Below are 15,998 nucleotides of genomic sequence, written 5' to 3'. Positions count from 1 at the left end.
GCCGGTCAGTCGCGGTTGGCGTTCAGCAGATCGACGAACTCGGTCAGCTCAGCGATGGCGGCATCGATATCGCGCTTCTGCGCCTGCAGGGCATCGATCTTGGCGGTGCAGCGTGCGACGGTCACCTCGCGCTGCTGGCGCCGGCCATCGTCCAGATCGTAGAGGTCGATCATCTCGCGAATCTCGGCCAGGCTGAACCCCACCCGCTTGCCCCGCAGAATCCAGGCAAGCCGGGCACGGTCGCGCTGCGAATAGATGCGCTGTGTGCCCCGCCGCTCCGGCTGGATCAGGCCCTCGTCTTCGTAGAAGCGCAGCGCGCGCGCCGTGACGCCGAATTCGCCGCACAGTTCGGTGATCGTGTAATCATCCCGTTCACCCTTCAGGGGAACAGTAGCATAGGCGGCGACCTTGGTCATGGTCGCGACGCTAAATACCCTTTACGTCAACGTCAATCGGTGCAAAGCGCTGCGCCGTTCGGACTGCGCAGGGTTCGCGCCTCGGCCACCGATGCACTGACCCGCTCAACGATCAGCGCCGACAGGCTGGCTCGCCCGGTGCATACGGTGCTGCAAGCCGCTGGCAAACCAGCGGGAAATTGGATGCTGTCGCCATCCAGTCGCGCCGAGAAGCGACAGGTCCCCAGGGTGATCTCCAGCGTTCGTCCCGATCGTGCCAGCGTTCCACGCGCGGTGCACCCCTGCCCCTCGCCATAATCGAGCACCACGCCGACGCGCCGGAGCCCATCGCTGCCGCCACCCGACGCCGGCAAAATGCACATGCGATCCGAATCGCGTGCCCAGATGCCGTCGAGCGGGATGCTCGCGGGATCGGCGACCAGCCCGGTCGCGATGCTGGCCGCTTCCAGCCGCTCGCCCGCGGCATTGTCGATCGAATCACCCGAAGGCTGGCAAGCGGTCAGCGACAAGGCCCCTATGAGGATAAGCCGGCATGCACTCACGCCACCGGCACCAGCCCGTCGCCCTCGATCCGCCGGAAGAAGCAGGTTCGTGCGCCCGTGTGACAGGCAGGGCCCGCCGGATCGCAGATCAGCCACACCGCATCCTGATCGCAATCGATCCGAATCTCGGCGACGTTCAGGACATTGTTGGAGCTTTCGCCCTTCTTCCACAAACGCTGTCGGCTGCGTGACCAGAAATGCGCCTGCCCCGTGCTGCGCGTCGCCGTCAGCGCTTCGGCATTCATATGCGCGACCATGAGGATTTCACGAGTGGTGCGATCCGTGACGATCGCCGTCAGCAAACCCTGGTCATCGAATTTGGGGTCGAGCGTCAGCCCGGTGTCGCGTTGGTCGGCCATGGCGGCGGTCTAATCGCAACCGCCGCGCCTTCCAAGTCTCGGCTAACCGTGGTTCCGAATCGCCTTGATCAGCTCGTCCTTATTCATCTTCGACCGGCCCTCGATACCGATCTTGCGCGCTTCGCTCAGAAGATCGCCCTTCGTCCGATCCTCCAGATGCGTCGAGCGGTGATCTAGGCTGCCTTTCGCCTTGGCATTGGCGATGCGGGCCGCCTTCTCCTTGGACTGGCCCTGCTCGCGCAGTTCCTCATACAGCCCGTCATCCTTGATCTGGGCCCCGTGATCGCGCGCCATATGGCATCTCCTGCTTTCGGATCCGAAACGCGGCCTTCGCGAAAATGATCCCGGACATGATGACAAACAGGCGACAAACGCGGATCACATTCCTATATGCGCCCCGTCTGCCCCTTAGTTGCGAACGTTGCGAGCGCCTCTCCCATGCTGACCACCAACCCCTTCGACGACGACAAACTCCGCGAGGAATGCGGCATTTTCGGTGTGTCCGGCGCGACCGGCGCGGCCGCGCTGACCGCGCTGGGTCTCCACGCGCTCCAGCATCGCGGGCAGGAAGCCGCCGGCATCACCAGCTTCGACGGTACGCTGTTCCATACCCACCGCGCCATGGGTCATGTCGCGGGCAATTTCGACCGTGACGACGTGATCCGTGGCCTGCCGGGCGATGTCGCCTGCGGCCATGTCCGCTACTCGACCACCGGCGAAACTGCGCTGCGCAACGTTCAGCCGCTTTACGCCGACCTTTCGACCGGCGGTTTCGCCGTCGCGCACAACGGCAATATTTCCAACGCGATGAAGCTGCGTCGCGAGCTCGTGCGTCGCGGTTCGATCTTCCAGTCGACCAGCGATACCGAGACGATTATCCACCTCGTCGCGACGTCCAACTACCGCACGCTGCTCGACCGCTTCATCGACGCCCTCAAGCAGGTCGAAGGCGCCTATTCGCTGATCGTGATGACGCCCGAGGGCATGATCGCCTGCCGCGATCCGCTGGGCATCCGCCCGCTGGTCATGGGTCGCCTGGACGGCGCGGTGATCTTCGCCTCGGAGACGGTGGCGCTCGACGTGTGCGGTGCGACCTTCGAGCGCGCGGTCGAGCCGGGCGAACTGGTCATCGTTCAGGGCACCGAAATCCGCTCGATCCACCCTTTCCAGGCGGTGAGCCCCCGTCCCTGCATCTTCGAATGGGTCTATTTCAGCCGACCCGATTCGATCGCGGGCGACCAGTCGGTCTATTCGGTGCGCAAGGAAATCGGTGCGCAGCTGGCGATCGAAGCGCCGGTCGACGCCGATCTGGTCATTCCCGTTCCCGATTCGGGCGTCCCCGCCGCGATCGGCTATGCCCAGCAATCGGGCATTCCGTTCGAGCTGGGCATCATCCGCTCGCACTATGTCGGCCGCACCTTCATCCAGCCGGGTGACAAGGTCCGCCATCTTGGCGTCAAGCTGAAGCACAATGCCAACCGCGCGCTGATCCAGGGCAAGAAGGTCGTGCTGATCGACGATTCGATCGTGCGTGGCACCACCAGCCTCAAGATCGTGCAGATGATGCGCGAGGCCGGCGCGGCAGAGGTGCATATGCGCATCGCCAGCCCGCCGACCCGGCATAGCTGCTTCTACGGTGTCGACACGCCCGAGCGCGCCAAGCTGCTCGCCGCCAAGCTCGACCTGGGTGGCATGACCGACTTCATCCATGCCGACAGCCTGTCCTTCGTGTCGATCGAGGGCCTGTACAAGGCGCTGAACGCCGCGCGCGGGGAAAAGCCGAGCTATTGCGATGCGTGCTTCACTGGCGATTATCCGACCACGCTGACCGACCATGACGAAACCGCCACGGTCGACCAGTTCCAGATGCTGGCGGAGCGCGTCGCCTGATGGCGGGCGCGCTTGCCGGCAAGCTGGCGCTCGTGACCGGCGCCAGCCGGGGGATCGGCGCTGCCACTGCCATCGCTCTGGCGGCGGAAGGCGCGCATGTCGTCCTGACCGCGCGGACGCCGAAGGGGCTGGAAGAGGTTGAGGAGACCATCTTCAACGCCGGTGGTGCCGCCACCATCGCACCGCTCGACCTGACGGAGAATGAGTCGATCGGCCGGTTGGCCGGCGCGATCGGCGAGCGCTGGCAGGCACTGGACATCATGGTGCTGAATGCCGGGATGCTGGGATCGCTGGCCGCCGTGCCGGCGATCGACCCCAAGGAATTCGCCCGCGTCCTGACCTTGAACGTCAGCGCCCAGGGTGCGTTGATCGCCGCCTTCGACCCCATGCTGCGCCGTTCGGCCGGGGCACGGGTCATCGGCGTGACCTCATCGGTGGGCCGCAATCCGCGCGCCTATTGGGGGGCCTATGGCGCGTCCAAGGCGGCGTTCGAGACGCTGCTCGGCGCCTATGGAGATGAAACGGCGGACATCAGCGCGATCCGCACCGCTATCGTCGATCCGGGCGCGACCCGGACCCAGATGCGGGCCAAGGCCTATCCCGGGGAAGATCCCGCGTCCGTCAAGGCCCCCGAAGTGGTGGCGGAACGGATCACCGCGCTCGCGATCGAAGGCTTTGCGCCGGGGCATTTCGAGCGGGTGGGGTGAAAGCGTTGGGGCCTGGGCTTCAACTTCGCTCAGCCTGAACGGCTGGAGGGAGAAGCCCTACACCCCAAACCCCGTTCAGGCTGAGCGAAGTCGAAGGCCAAGGGAAACCCTCACCGCAACGTCGCGATGATCCCCGCCATCTCGAACACCGTACCCTGTGCGTCGAGCGATAACCCCCGCGCCGCGCCCGCCAAATCCTGCGCCGCCGCATAGGCCTCCAGCGCCACCTTCAGCCTCGTTCCCGAACGCCCGCGCGCCTGACCAGCGATGAATGCCGGCACCCGGTCCAGAAACGCTTCATACCGCGCCTGCGCTGCCTTGCCCGCCAGCGCCTTGGCCAGCTTGACCCGCTCGGCATTGCCGGGGTCGCCGCTCTCGGCGATCCGCGCGATGGCTGTATCCAACCCGGCGATATCCAACCCCGCAAAGCGCAAGGCCCGCCCCGGCGCGCCCTCGGCGACCGCGACCAGTGCGGCGATCTCGCCCTCATCCGCCTCGGGCAGTTGCTGGCGCAACACGTGCGCGACATCGGTATCCGACAAGCGCTCGAAGCGTAGCAACCGACACCGCGATCGAATGGTCGGCAGCAACCGCCCCGGCGCATGGCTGACCAGCAGGAACACAGTTCCCGCCGGCGGCTCTTCCAGATTCTTGAGCAGCGCGTTCGCCCCACCCCGCTCCAGATCATCGATCGCATCGATCAGCACGACCCGCGCCGGCCCCATGGCGGGAGCGGTAGCGAACATGGGTTGCAGCGTACGGACCTGCGCGATGGTGATCGACCGCGCCAGATCCTGATCGGGCTTCTCCACATCCTTGGGCAGACGCGCGAGCACGCGAAAATCGGGATGCGATCCCGCCTCGATCAACCGGGCGGTCGGATGATCGGCCGGCACGGCCAGACCGGGGGGCAAGCCCCCCTGCCCGCTCGCCCTGGCCAACAGCCGCGTCGCCGCCGCGCGCGCGAAGCTCGCCTTGCCCACGCCTTCCGGTCCGGCGATCAGCCAGGCATGGTGCAGCTTGGCACCCCCCAGCGCGGCGGCAAAAGCGGCCTGGCCTGCGTCATTGCCGACCGGCAGGTTCACGGGTTTCAGCCGAACAGCGAGGTCAGCCCGGACCAGGCTCGGCCGAAAAAGCCCGCTTCGCTGACATCCTTGTCCGCCACCAGCGGCAGGCGCTGTGCGGGCATGTCGGGTGAATTGATGACGAGGTCGGCGATATGCTGGCCGGCCTTGATCGGGGCCTTGATCGGGCCCTGATAGACGACCTTGGCGCTCATCTGCGGGTCGAGGCCGGCGGGCAGCGTGACGGTCAGCTGGCGCGGGGCGACCAGGCCGACGCTGCTCGACGATCCCATCTGGACCTCCGCATCGGCGACCTTCTTGCCCTGTGCCACGACCGGCTTGGCCTGCCAGGCGCGGAAGCCCCAGTTCATGAACTTGACCGATTCCTCGGCACGCGCGTTCGAGCTGGTCAGCCCGGCCATCACCATCACCAGACGACGGCCATTCTGCTCGGCCGAACCGGTGAAGCCATAGCCGGCCTCTTCGGTATGGCCCGTCTTCAGACCATCGGCCCCCGCCACGCGACCCAGCAGCGGATCGCGGTTCGCCTGGGTGATGGCGTTGCCGCCCATCGTCTTGCCCCAGGTGAAGTCACGGCGCGAATAGAATTGCTTGTAGAGCTTGGGGAAGTCCTGGATCGTGTGCTCGGCCAGGTCGGCCAGATCCCGCGCGGTCACATAGGTGACGCCGCCGTCGGGCCAGCCATTCGAAGTGCCGAAATGGCTGTTGGCCAAGCCGATCTGCTTGGCGGTGCGGTTCATCCGCTCGACGAAATTCTGCTCGGTGCCGGCGATATGCTCGGCCAGCACGACACAGGCGTCGTTACCCGACAGGGTGACGATGCCGTACAACAGGTTCGCGACGCTGACCTGTTCGTTGGGCGACAGGAACATGGTCGATCCGGCCTGGGGCCCATGCCACTTGGCCCAGGTTTCGGGCTGGACGGTGACCATGTCGTCGAGCTTCAGCTGCCCCTTCTTGATCAGGTCGAAGGCAACATAGACGGTCATCATCTTCGCCATCGAGGCAGGCGGCATGCGGCGATCGGCATCGCGCTGGAACAGGATCGCGCCCGAGGACAGGTCCTTCATGAACGCGACGGGCGCGGTCGTCTGAAATTCCGGGGCAGCGGCGATCGAGGGATGGGCCAGCGCGACAAGAGCGAGCGGGGCGGCGAGCGATGCGAACAACGTCTTCATGGGTGTTCCGTGACCAAAGGGCGGGAGGAGGTCAATCCTGATGCAGGACGCAGGCATCGTCATAGCCCGCCTGCACGGCCGCGTCACGCAGCGCTTTTGCCGAATTCGCATCCAGCGACGCCCGCTCGACGCGCCAGACCCGGCCGACATGCTCGGCACGGGCATCGAACCGGTGGGCCAGCGCCTGGGCGCGCACCTGGCTGGTAAAGCTGGCGATCTGAACGCGGTAGGTGCCGGCGGCATCCAGCTTGATGGGCTTGGCGACGGGGGGCACCGCACTGGCGCCCGCCAGGATCAGGCCGGGATTGTCGGTGCCGGGCTTCAGCGCGCGGAGCCGGATATTGGCGACCGCGCGGCGATTGGTCCCGAGCAGCCGCGCCGCGCCCAGCGACAGGTCGGCCACGCGGTCCGCGCGGCCCGGCCCCCGGTCGCCGACACGCGCGACAATGGTGCGGCCGGTATCGACGTCCGTCACCTCGACCATCGATTCGAGCGGTAGCGTCCGGTGCGCGATCATCACATCGTCCGGGTTGAACCGCTTGCCGGTCGCCGTGCGCCGGCCCGCCAGTTCATGCCCGTACCAACTCGCGCGGCCCGTCGCCTGATAGCTGCCATAGCGCGCCGCCGGAGCCTCATCCGCGCCGGTCGCTGCGGCCGGCGTCGCCAGTATCGCGGCCAGCGCCGCGACGAGGATAGGCTCAACCCGCAATCGCATCGGCCAGCAACCCCACCGACAGGGCGTAGAAATTGGAGCAGTTGTAATCCAGGATGACCCGGTAATTGCCGGTCAACAGATAGGCGGTCGCCCCCTGGCCATCAGGCTCCATCAGCGTGGCCAGCACATTGTCGCCGGGCCAGGCCGCGCCCTGCGGCACGATGCCCAGCGCACGCCACTCGGCCATGGTGCGCCAGCTGCTATGCCGCTCGAACACGCGGGGGCAGCGCGGGCTGACCAGCCGGTTCTGGACCATCGACCGATTGAAGCCGGCGGGCACGGTGACCGCAAAGCCCCAGGGCTGTCCCGCCCGCCAGCCGGCATTGACGAAATAATTGCCGATCGAGGCCAGCGTATCGGCCTCGCTGTTCCAGATATCGGCGCGGCCATCGCCATCGCCGTCGCGCGCCAGGCGCAGATAAATGGAGGGCAGAAACTGCGGATTGCCCGTCGCCCCGGCCCAGCTGCCCTTCAGCTGTGATCGCGAAACGCCGCGATCCATCATCTTCATCGCGGCGATGAACTCACCCTCGAACAGCGGGCGGCGGCGGCCTTCATAGGCCAGGCTCGCCAGCGAGCGGATCAGGTCGAAATTGCCGGTATAAGAGCCGTAATTGGTCTCATGCCCCCAGATCGCAACCATGATCGATTCGGGGACCCCCGTATCGCGCTCGATCCGCGACAGACGGGGACGCTGCGCCAGATATTTGCTCCGCCCCCGGCTGATCCGCGCGGCGTCGACATGCGCGGCCTTATAAGGGGCAAACGGGCTGAACCCGCTATTGGCGGGGCCGCCCGGCTGACGCCGATCGAGCTCGATCACCCGCGAATTCAACGTCAGTGTCGGCAGCACCGAATCCAGCGTCGCGCGGCTGACACCCTGCGCCAGTGCGGTCGAGCGGACCTGTTGCAGATAGCTTTGGAAGCCGGCCTCATCCTGCGCGAACGCCGGCGTGCTGCCGATCAGCAGCGCCAAAGTCGAAAAAATGCCAAGGCGCATCCCGCGCCGGGTAAGGTCCCCCCACATGCGACGGTGTTTGCCATAGCGAGGCCGCATCCGGAACCTCACGTCACCGCAACGAAGGCACGATCAGCCGCTGGTCTGGAGGGGATCGCTTGGCGCCGGTGGCGGGTGGAGTGGGATTCGAACCCACGGAACGGTTACCCGTTCGCCAGTTTTCAAGACTGGAGCCTTCAACCACTCGGCCATCCACCCGTCCGTGCGCGCTCCCATGCGCAAGAAACGGCGCTTCTTCAAGTCCCCAGACCTTCAAGTTTCCAGCGCGGAGATAAGGGGGGTGCGGTCTTTCGAACACCGTTCCCGCTAGCGATAGCGGCCCATCGTCACCTTCAGCACGACCGGGCGATCCACGATGTTGATGCCGTAATCGGTCTGGTCACCGTTCCACACGCGCTCCATCACCCAGCCGCCGCCCGAAAAATGGCCTTCCTCCACACGCACGACCATGGCGCTGGGGTCCGGCTTGGCGGGCTCGAAGCGCACCCGGACATGGTCGCCGATCAGGAGGAACTCGCTCGTCGAAAGATGCAGCACCGCGACGCCACCGATCGGCTCTTTCGCCCAGGGGGCGGGTTCCGATTTCAGCCAACTCCAGCTCTTCTCCCCGAACTGCCACTCGCCGAAGCTGGCGCGGATGCTCCAGTCGCCCATCACGGTCTGGCGGTCCGACCCATCATCGGGCCGCGCGGAGCCCCAACTCTCGTGCGCGAAGGACAAACGGGCCCAGTCGCGCATCACCCCGGTCATGGCCCGATAGGGCTTGGCAAAGGCGTCCAACGTCTCTGTATCCAGCGCCTTGGCGCCGAGCGGATAGTTGAAGAAGCCCGTGTCATCCATGCCGAACGGCGCAAAGCCGATCGCGCCGTGCCCCAGCGCTTCGTAGAAATAGCGCGCAAAGTCCCGCGCATTGCCGATCTCCGGCACCAGCAGCGGATTGTCGGGACGCGCATAGGCCTTCAGATACAGGGCGACGTTGCCGCTGGCGCGGTCATAGATATCGGGCGCGGCGGCGTCGATCGCGGGAGCCGCCGCCTTCCAGATGTCGAGCACATCCTGTTGCGGCCCGCCGCTGGCGACGCCGTCCGGGTCGGGCACGTTGGAGGGTCCCGCCAGCGCGGCGTTGACATAGATGGGCAGCGGCTTCACCGCCTTGCCGGCGGCCGCGATCTCATCGACGAAGCGTGCGGTGTACCAGGTGTTGAAGGCCCGGTCGGCCTGGGCCTCGAATACTGCCGACCAGGTGCCCGGTGGCTTGCCCAGCTTCTTGATCAGTTCCCCCGGAACCGGCCCCGCGAACAGCGCCTGCGCCCGCTCCCCGAAATCGCGGGGATTGCGATAGCTGCCGACCTCATTCTCCGCCTGCACCATGATGACGGTGTTCTGCGGATCATGCTCCTTCAGATAGGTCATCAGCCGCACAAAGGCCCGCTTGTCCGCCTCCAGCGTCGATCGGAACATCGGCGACAGGACATAATGATCCTTGCCATCGCGTGTCTTCATCCGGGGGAAGCGGCGATTGTCGAGCTTGACCCAATCGGGGGTATAGCCGGGCGAGGTGTTCTTCCAAGTGCCGAACCAGAGCAGCACCACCCGCTTGTCATGCGCGCGCGCCTGATCGAGCAGGGTCTGGACGAAGCCGAAATCGAACTGCCCTTCGCGCGGCTCGATCTGCTGCCAGGCGACCGGGATTTCGATCGTGTTGGCGTGGAGCCTGTCGAGCACGGGCCAGACCTGTGGCAAGGCGCTGGCATAGTTGCTGGAATTGTTGACCTGCGCGCCCAGCATCAGGAAGGGCTGGCCATCGACCATTAGCGCATGGCGGCCACCGCGTGAGACGATATGCGGAACCTCGGCCGCCTGCGCCAGACAAGGCCCCGTCAGCCCCAGCGTGGCGAGCACGCCCATGATTGCCAGACGCACAGCCCCGTCCCTCCCCTGATCGGCATTCGCGATGCCCCGATCGCTCTGTGCACGCGACCGTGACGCCGATCAACCACGGCGCTTTGTGGGAAGCCTCAATCCTGCGACGCGCGGGATCACCACGCCGATGGCGGCTATCCGTGCTTATGTCCCCTCCGGGTCTTCGTCGCCGCTCGAACACCGATGCACGAGCCGGCAGACAGTTCCCGAAAAAAACCCGCTCACCCGTTTCGTGACGTCAGGCGGCCAGCTCGCGATCCGCGATGGCCGATGGCAGAGCCGCCAGCCGATAATCCGCCGCGATCCGCATGATGTCGGACGGGGTGAAGACGGCGTCGAACGGGTATTCGTGTGCGCCACCCTCGCGCCAGCCATCGGCATCGTCCATCCGCACCGGCCGCCCGTTCATCAGGCCCACCCAATGTGCCAGCAGCACATCGAGTTCGCGAAAGCCATTCGATGTGACGCGGGCACGGACCGCACGGTGCAAGCTGGAGACGGGCGGGCGATCAGCGGCCCATAAGGGGGCGATCCGGTCCTCCAATGCACCGATACCATCCATCAGCGCCCGGTGCGTTCGCATCCGTTCCTGCGCGCTCACCATGGTTGAAGGCTGGCGCAAAGGCACCCTCGTCGATGACGATCGAATGACTGCATCCTGATGCTCCGGCGGACAAGCGGGAGCACATGGGTCTCTCAGTCGCCAGCGCTTGCGGTCGTCAAACCGGCGATAAAGCGGGGTAGCACAGGCGGCTCAGGCCGTCGCCGATTTTCTCCCAAGGCCCGGACGCGCGGAAATTTGCCGCTAACATGAATAATCTGACACAAAAATGGCGGGCGCGCGTTATCGCGGAGAATGACGCCAAACCCCTTGGTCCTGTGTACCCCCGACGGCTTGATCGACGGAAAACACGCCGATGACGGGTGTAACGCTACCAACCAAGGGAGAGCCAGCGGGTGGCCGACGAGACATCGAAAAATAAGGACTTTTCCCTCTCCCGGCGCGGAGTCATGGTCGGTGGTGCCGCCACCGCCATGGCGGCCTCGACCCCGTCGGATGCCCAGACCAGAAAGACAGCCATGCCACCCGATCCCGCCACCATGCCCGTCGCATTGAAGGTGAATGGCAAGGATCGGCGGCTTGTGGTCGATCCCCGCACGACGCTGCTCGATGCCCTGCGCGAGCATCTTCATCTCAGCGGCACCAAGAAGGGTTGCGATCACGGACAATGCGGCGCCTGCACCGTTCTGGTGAACGGGCAACGGATCAATAGCTGCCTCAGCCTGGCGCTTCAGCATGACGGCGACGCGATCACCACGATCGAAGGGCTCGGCACGCCCGAGAAGCTCCATCCGATGCAGGCGGCCTTCGTTCGGCATGACGGCTATCAATGCGGTTATTGCACCCCCGGCCAGATCTGCTCGGCGGTCGCCGTGCTCGACGAAATCCGCGCCGGTGTGCCGAGCCACGTCCAGGCCGACTTGATGGCCAAGCCTCGCCCCAGCGATATCGAGATGCGAGAGCGGATGAGCGGCAATATCTGTCGCTGCGGCGCCTATTCCAACATTGCCGAGGCCATGACAGAAGTGGCGGGGGCCAAGGTCGCAGGAGCCAAGGCATGAAGGCCTTCACCTATGAGCGCGCCAAGGATGTGGTAGCCGCGGCGCGCGCCGCGACGCGGCCGGGTGCCAAATTTCTGGCCGGCGGGACTAACTTACTCGATTTGATGAAGATCGAGGTGGAGACGCCCACGCATCTGATCGATGTCCAGGATTTGGGGCTCGATCGGATCAGCAAGACCGACGACGGCGGACTGCGGGTCGGGGCCTTCGTCACCAACACCGCCCTCGCCGCAGATGAGCGGATCCGGCGCGACTATGGCGTGCTGTCGCGCGCGATCGTCGCGGGGGCGAGCGGGCAGTTGCGCAACAAGGCGACGACGGCGGGCAATCTGCTCCAGCGAACCCGATGCCCCTATTTCTACGACACCAACATGGCCTGCAACAAGCGCCGGCCGGGTTCGGGATGCAGCGCGATCGGCGGTTATTCGCGCCAGCTCGCGGTGGTCGGCACCAGTTCCCATTGCATCGCGACCAACCCCAGCGACATGGCGGTCGCCATGCGGTTGCTGGACGCGCGCGTGGAGACGGTGATCCCGGACGGACAGACCCGCGCCATTCCCATCGCCGACTTCCATCGCCTGCCCGGCGACACGCCACATATTGAAACCGTGCTTCAGCCGGGCGAGCTGATCACAGCGGTCGCCCTGCCCCGCCCGCTGGGTGGCCAGCATTTCTATGAAAAGGTTCGCGACCGCGCCTCCTATGCCTTCGCCTTGGTGTCAGTCGCGGCGGTGGTCCAGAAGGGCGGCAGCGGCCGCGTCGCGGTCGGCGGGGTCGCGCATAAGCCCTGGCGGGTCGAAGCGGCGGATACGGCCCTGCCCCATGGCGCCAAGGCCGTGTCGGCCCGGCTGTTGGCCGATGCCAAGCCGACCGAGGATAATCAATTCAAGGTCCCGCTCGTCGAACGGACGATCGCGGCCGTTATCAGCCAGGCGAAGACCGCATGAAATTCATCGAGCCGGCAGGCACCAACCCCATCGACCGCATGACCGTGGTCGGTCGCGCGCAGGACCGGATCGACGGGCCGCGCAAGACCACCGGAACCGCGCCCTATGCCTATGAACGCCATGCCGATGCGCCCGACGCCGCTTATGGCTGGATCATCGGATCGGCCATTGCGAAGGGGCGTATCCGCAGCATCAACTTGGACGATGCGCGCGGCGCGCCGGGTGTGCTCGGCATCGTCACCGCCGCCAATGCCGGGCCGTTGGGCAAGGGCAATTTCAACACCGCCAAGCTGCTCGGCGGCCCCGAGATCGACCATTATCACCAAGCGATCGCGATCGTCGTCGCCAAGACCTTCGAACAGGCGCGCGCGGCCGCTAACCTGATTCGGGTCGATTATGATCGTGCGACTGGCAGCTACGACCTCGACGCCGCGCTGAAGACTGCGCCGCTTGTCGGCGGCGACAGCAACGAGGGCAGCAAGGCCCCCGCCGCCGACCGGGTGGGTGATTTCGAACGCGCCTTTGCCGCCGCGCCGGTGACGCTCGACGCGCACTATACCACGCCCGACCACAGCCATGCGATGATGGAGCCCTTCGCCTCCACCGCCATGTGGAAGGGCGATGAGCTGTCGATCTGGACGTCCAACCAGATGATCGACTGGGGTCGCGGCGATCTCGCCAAGACGCTGGGCATCGCCAAGGACAAGATCCGCTTCATGTCGCCCTATGTCGGCGGCGGCTTTGGCGGAAAGCTGTTCCTGCGCGCCGATGCGATCATGGCGGCCTTGGCGGCGCGCGAAGTCGGGCGTCCGGTCAAGGTCGCGATGCAGCGGCCGTTGATGGCCAACAACTCCACCCACCGCCCGGCCACCCGCCAGCGTATCCGGATCGGGGCCGCCAAGGACGGCACAATCCAGGCGATCGCGCATGAGAGCGGCTCAGGCGACCTGCCCGGCGGCGGCCCCGAAACCGCTGTCAATCAGACGCAGCTTCTCTATGCCGGCCCCAACCGGCTGACCGCGATGCGGCTGGCGGTGCTCAACCTTCCCGAGGGCAATTCAATGCGCGCGCCGGGCGAGGCCCCCGGCATGATGGCGCTCGAGATCGCGATGGACGAAATGGCCGAGAAGCTGGGCATGGACCCCGTCGCCTTCCGCGCGAAGAACGACACGCAGGTCGATCCACAAAAGCCCGATCGCCGCTTCTCGCAGCGCCAGCTCGTCCGCTGTCTGGAGGAAGGCGCCCAGCGTTTCGGCTGGTCGCGTCGCAATGCCAAGCCGGCCCAGGTTCGCGACGGGCGTTGGCTGGTCGGCATGGGCATGGCCGCGGCCTTTCGCAACCATATCAACCGCCGCTCGGGCGCGCGGGTGACGCTCCAGCCCAATGGTCATGTTCTGGTCGAGACCGACATGACCGATATCGGCACGGGCAGCTATACGATCATCGCGCAGACCGCCGCCGAGATGATGGGTGTGCCGCTCGATCAGGTCGAGGTGCGGTTGGGCGATTCGGCCTATCCGGTGTCGGCCGGATCAGGAGGCCAGTTCGGCGCCGCCAACGCGACCGCCGGCGTCTATGCGGCCTGTGTCCGCCTACGCGAGGCGGTGGCGCAGAAGCTGGGGTTCAACTCGGCCGATATTGCCTTTGCCGATGGACAGGTTTCCGGCGGCAACCGCGCCGTTTCCCTGCGCGAGGCGGTGGCGTCCGGCCCCTTGACCGCCGAGGACAAGATCGAATTTGGCGATCTGGGCAAGACCTATCAGCTATCGACCTTCGGCTCGCATTTCGTCGAAGTCGGCGTCGATGCCTATACCGGCGTGGTGCGTCTACGCCGGATGCTCGCGGTATGCGCCGCCGGGCGTATCCTCAACCCCAAGGCGGCGCGCAGCCAGGTGATCGGGGCGATGACGATGGGCGTCGGGTCGGCGTTGATGGAGGAACTGGCTGTCGACAAGCGCTTCGGCTTCTTCGTCAACCATGATCTCGCCGGCTACGAAGTCCCCGTCCATGCCGACATCCCACATCAGGAGGTGATCTTCCTGGAGGAAGCCGATGACAAGGCCAATCCGATGAAGGCCAAGGGCGTGGGCGAACTCGGGCTGTGCGGTGTCGGCGCGGCGGTGGCCAATGCCGTGTATAACGCCACGGGCGTGCGCATCCGGGACTATCCGTTGACGCTGGAGAAGCATCTAGATCGCCTGCCGGAGATGGCCTGACACTGATCTGGTCGAGTGGACCTGAGTGAGGCCTGCTCGACCGGCCGTCTATCAACGGCCCGTCTTCCCCGAGGCTGGGCTTTGGAATGCTGACGAACCAGTATCGCTTGGGATATGCCGCCGTGCAAGGATCCCTATCGCGCGGAAGGTTCATCATGCCTGGTCATGTTGTACGACGTGTCTTTGGCCAAGCCCTTATGGCTATGGCCATCCTCGGCGCGAGCAAAAGCGCCTCTGCAACGCAGGTTGCTGACCTGTCTTGGATGGCGGGCCATTGGCTGGAATGCTCCCCTCGCGGCGAAGCAGCCGAGACATGGACCGACGATCGCGGCGGGGTGATGCTGGGCATCAGCAAATCGATCCGCAATGGCCGTACCAGTTGGGAATGGTCCCGCATCGATCGCACACCGGAAGGGATTGCATTCCTGGCCAGTCCCCAAGGGCAGCAGCCCACGGCCTTCAAGGCGGTGGCGATCGCCAAGGGAAAAGCGGTGTTCGAAAATCTCGATCATGATTTTCCGCAACGGGTTATCTACATCCGTAAGGGTGACAATCTGACCGGCCGGATCGAGGGGATCGCCGAGGGCAAACAGCGCGCCGCCGAATGGCATTACCGGCTTTCGCCGCTCAACGCGACCTGTCCCGCCGATCCTCTTCTGGACAAGCCGCTGCACTGACCTCGATCGGCGCTTATCCTCAAGACCGCTAGACGCCGTAGAGGATCGGCAATTTCGAGAACTGCGGGAGCGAGTTTCGCATCGGATAGCCCGTTCCTCGACCAGAAGTACGATGCACCGCGAAAAGCGAGATCGCTGTGCTCGGGTCTCTCGCGGGGATCAAGGCGATCCTGCCCGGCCTACCCGCACGGCACTGCGCTGGCACCCGGCTAATTCCGCACCAATGGGGCGAAACGCTCCATGAACCGCACTCCGCACAGCATTGGCGACTATGACGCCGTGATGGATCCGCTCCACACGGCCGGACAGATCAAGAGCGGAAACCATCCGGGCGTTCCGGCCAAGGCGGCGCAGGCGCTGCTCGCTCTGATCGAGGCCGAGGCCCCGCCGACGCCGCTGTTCTTGGACGACGATAATTTAGGATGGGCCGATCAGAAGCGCGATGCGATGAAGATAGAATGCCGCTGGGCGCTGCTCACCCCCTATCCAATCAGCGCTTTGCCTCGAAAATGCCCCCGGGGAGCAGGAGCCGCCGGCCGATCCAGCCATGGTCTGCCCGCCCCAGGCTATAACGCAGATTTGATTGGGATTTTACCCATGTTCGCGGATGCTGCGGGTTTCGCCCGGCAAGCTTTTTCCCGCTTGCTCCGACAAAAATCCCCCGGCAAACAGATTGGATAGCAGGATAGGGCGATGATGTGG

The 15,998-nt window shown here is 65.5% G+C and carries 17 protein-coding genes and 1 tRNA gene; 7 read left to right on the top strand and 11 right to left on the bottom strand.

Translation table 11 applies throughout. The features are described 5' to 3' along the window. Positions 1–5 precede the first annotated feature (5 nt). Genes SP6_RS03860 through SP6_RS03845 form a run of 4 tightly spaced genes read right to left on the bottom strand, consistent with a single transcriptional unit; the run spans position 6 to position 1,611 of the window. Entirely contained in the window at positions 6–416 is a 411-nt protein-coding gene (locus SP6_RS03860; protein WP_007404337.1) for a MerR family transcriptional regulator, read from the bottom strand. A gap of 32 nt (positions 417–448) precedes the next feature. After that, positions 449–925 carry a hypothetical protein gene (locus tag SP6_RS03855; RefSeq protein WP_007404440.1) on the bottom strand — a complete coding sequence of 159 codons (477 nt, stop codon included), beginning with the start codon at positions 923–925 and terminating at the stop codon, positions 449–451. 29 nt (positions 926–954) lie between these two features. Next, on the bottom strand, positions 955–1,317 hold the full coding sequence (gene hisI / locus SP6_RS03850; RefSeq protein ID WP_007404284.1) for a phosphoribosyl-AMP cyclohydrolase: 363 nt from the start codon (positions 1,315–1,317) through the stop codon (positions 955–957). 42 nt (positions 1,318–1,359) lie between these two features. Next, complete coding sequence (locus SP6_RS03845; protein ID WP_007404445.1) at positions 1,360–1,611, bottom strand: DUF7218 family protein; 252 nt, start codon at positions 1,609–1,611, stop codon at positions 1,360–1,362. A gap of 144 nt (positions 1,612–1,755) precedes the next feature. Between SP6_RS03845 and purF the strand changes: the two genes are divergently transcribed. Continuing rightward, positions 1,756–3,207 (top strand): amidophosphoribosyltransferase, encoded by a 1,452-nt coding sequence (gene purF / locus SP6_RS03840; RefSeq protein ID WP_007404378.1) that lies wholly within the window; start codon positions 1,756–1,758, stop codon positions 3,205–3,207. Next, on the top strand, positions 3,207–3,914 hold the full coding sequence (locus tag SP6_RS03835; RefSeq protein ID WP_007404400.1) for an SDR family NAD(P)-dependent oxidoreductase: 708 nt from the start codon (positions 3,207–3,209) through the stop codon (positions 3,912–3,914). Before purF ends, SP6_RS03835 begins: the two co-directional genes overlap by 1 nt. A gap of 110 nt (positions 3,915–4,024) precedes the next feature. Here SP6_RS03835 and SP6_RS03830 read toward each other — a convergent pair whose 3' ends face one another. From SP6_RS03830 to SP6_RS03800, 7 genes are all read right to left on the bottom strand, one after another. Next, positions 4,025–4,999 (bottom strand): DNA polymerase III delta subunit-related protein, encoded by a 975-nt coding sequence (locus SP6_RS03830; protein WP_007404347.1) that lies wholly within the window; start codon positions 4,997–4,999, stop codon positions 4,025–4,027. Positions 5,000–5,004: 5 nt separating this feature from the next. After that, positions 5,005–6,177, bottom strand: coding sequence for a D-alanyl-D-alanine carboxypeptidase family protein (locus tag SP6_RS03825; protein WP_007404423.1), 1,173 nt, complete (start codon positions 6,175–6,177; stop codon positions 5,005–5,007). A 31-nt stretch (positions 6,178–6,208) separates the two neighbouring features. Further along, positions 6,209–6,892: a septal ring lytic transglycosylase RlpA family protein gene (locus SP6_RS03820; RefSeq protein ID WP_007404407.1), complete on the bottom strand. Its 684-nt coding sequence runs from the start codon at positions 6,890–6,892 to the stop codon at positions 6,209–6,211. Further along, positions 6,876–7,892, bottom strand: coding sequence for a lytic murein transglycosylase (locus SP6_RS03815; protein WP_007404319.1), 1,017 nt, complete (start codon positions 7,890–7,892; stop codon positions 6,876–6,878). Before SP6_RS03815 ends, SP6_RS03820 begins: the two co-directional genes overlap by 17 nt. A gap of 126 nt (positions 7,893–8,018) precedes the next feature. Further along, positions 8,019–8,108: transfer RNA gene (locus SP6_RS03810), tRNA-Ser, on the bottom strand. A 108-nt stretch (positions 8,109–8,216) separates the two neighbouring features. Beyond that, positions 8,217–9,818 carry a DUF5597 domain-containing protein gene (locus SP6_RS03805; RefSeq protein ID WP_037568163.1) on the bottom strand — a complete coding sequence of 534 codons (1,602 nt, stop codon included), beginning with the start codon at positions 9,816–9,818 and terminating at the stop codon, positions 8,217–8,219. A gap of 253 nt (positions 9,819–10,071) precedes the next feature. Beyond that, positions 10,072–10,416, bottom strand: a complete 345-nt coding sequence (locus tag SP6_RS03800; RefSeq protein ID WP_126053334.1) for a hypothetical protein — start codon at positions 10,414–10,416, stop codon at positions 10,072–10,074. 374 nt (positions 10,417–10,790) lie between these two features. Between SP6_RS03800 and paoA the strand changes: the two genes are divergently transcribed. The 5 genes from paoA to SP6_RS19975 all read left to right on the top strand — a co-directional run bounded on the left by paoA (position 10,791) and on the right by SP6_RS19975 (position 15,977). After that, complete coding sequence (gene paoA, locus SP6_RS03795; protein WP_086011106.1) at positions 10,791–11,456, top strand: aldehyde dehydrogenase iron-sulfur subunit PaoA; 666 nt, start codon at positions 10,791–10,793, stop codon at positions 11,454–11,456. After that, a complete protein-coding gene (locus SP6_RS03790) occupies positions 11,453–12,403 on the top strand; it encodes an FAD binding domain-containing protein (protein ID WP_007404396.1) in 951 nt (316 codons plus the stop codon). The genes paoA and SP6_RS03790 overlap by 4 nt, the downstream gene beginning before the upstream one ends. Next, the gene (gene paoC / locus SP6_RS03785; RefSeq protein ID WP_007404316.1) at positions 12,400–14,619 is read left to right on the top strand and encodes an aldehyde oxidoreductase molybdenum-binding subunit PaoC; all 2,220 of its coding nucleotides are present in this window, start codon (positions 12,400–12,402) and stop codon (positions 14,617–14,619) included. The genes SP6_RS03790 and paoC overlap by 4 nt, the downstream gene beginning before the upstream one ends. Positions 14,620–14,822: 203 nt before the next feature. Further along, positions 14,823–15,296: a DUF6265 family protein gene (locus tag SP6_RS03780; protein WP_050794140.1), complete on the top strand. Its 474-nt coding sequence runs from the start codon at positions 14,823–14,825 to the stop codon at positions 15,294–15,296. Between the two features lie 240 nt (positions 15,297–15,536). Beyond that, the gene (locus SP6_RS19975; RefSeq protein WP_007404464.1) at positions 15,537–15,977 is read left to right on the top strand and encodes a Rossmann-fold NAD(P)-binding domain-containing protein; all 441 of its coding nucleotides are present in this window, start codon (positions 15,537–15,539) and stop codon (positions 15,975–15,977) included. Positions 15,978–15,998: the final 21 nt, after the last annotated feature.

It is taken from the genome of Sphingomonas paucimobilis NBRC 13935 (assembly GCF_000739895.2).
Classification (GTDB): Bacteria; Pseudomonadota; Alphaproteobacteria; order Sphingomonadales; family Sphingomonadaceae; genus Sphingomonas; species Sphingomonas paucimobilis.
This window is presented reverse-complemented; position numbering and strand designations above follow the sequence as displayed.

Excerpts from the sequence above, each read along its gene's own strand:
- SP6_RS03860 (WP_007404337.1), bottom strand. The coding sequence starts at position 416 with ATGACCAAGGTCGCCGCCTATGCTACTGTTCCCCTGAAGGGTGAACGG.
- hisI (WP_007404284.1), bottom strand. The coding sequence starts at position 1,317 with ATGGCCGACCAACGCGACACCGGGCTGACGCTCGACCCCAAATTCGAT.
- SP6_RS03845 (WP_007404445.1), bottom strand. The coding sequence starts at position 1,611 with ATGGCGCGCGATCACGGGGCCCAGATCAAGGATGACGGGCTGTATGAG.
- purF (WP_007404378.1), top strand. The coding sequence starts at position 1,756 with ATGCTGACCACCAACCCCTTCGACGACGACAAACTCCGCGAGGAATGC.
- SP6_RS03835 (WP_007404400.1), top strand. The coding sequence starts at position 3,207 with ATGGCGGGCGCGCTTGCCGGCAAGCTGGCGCTCGTGACCGGCGCCAGC.
- SP6_RS03825 (WP_007404423.1), bottom strand. The coding sequence starts at position 6,177 with ATGAAGACGTTGTTCGCATCGCTCGCCGCCCCGCTCGCTCTTGTCGCG.
- SP6_RS03820 (WP_007404407.1), bottom strand. The coding sequence starts at position 6,892 with ATGCGATTGCGGGTTGAGCCTATCCTCGTCGCGGCGCTGGCCGCGATA.
- SP6_RS03815 (WP_007404319.1), bottom strand. The coding sequence starts at position 7,892 with ATGCGCCTTGGCATTTTTTCGACTTTGGCGCTGCTGATCGGCAGCACG.
- SP6_RS03805 (WP_037568163.1), bottom strand. The coding sequence starts at position 9,818 with ATGGGCGTGCTCGCCACGCTGGGGCTGACGGGGCCTTGTCTGGCGCAG.
- SP6_RS03800 (WP_126053334.1), bottom strand. The coding sequence starts at position 10,416 with ATGCGAACGCACCGGGCGCTGATGGATGGTATCGGTGCATTGGAGGAC.
- SP6_RS03790 (WP_007404396.1), top strand. The coding sequence starts at position 11,453 with ATGAAGGCCTTCACCTATGAGCGCGCCAAGGATGTGGTAGCCGCGGCG.
- paoC (WP_007404316.1), top strand. The coding sequence starts at position 12,400 with ATGAAATTCATCGAGCCGGCAGGCACCAACCCCATCGACCGCATGACC.
- SP6_RS03780 (WP_050794140.1), top strand. The coding sequence starts at position 14,823 with ATGGCCATCCTCGGCGCGAGCAAAAGCGCCTCTGCAACGCAGGTTGCT.
- SP6_RS19975 (WP_007404464.1), top strand. The coding sequence starts at position 15,537 with ATGAACCGCACTCCGCACAGCATTGGCGACTATGACGCCGTGATGGAT.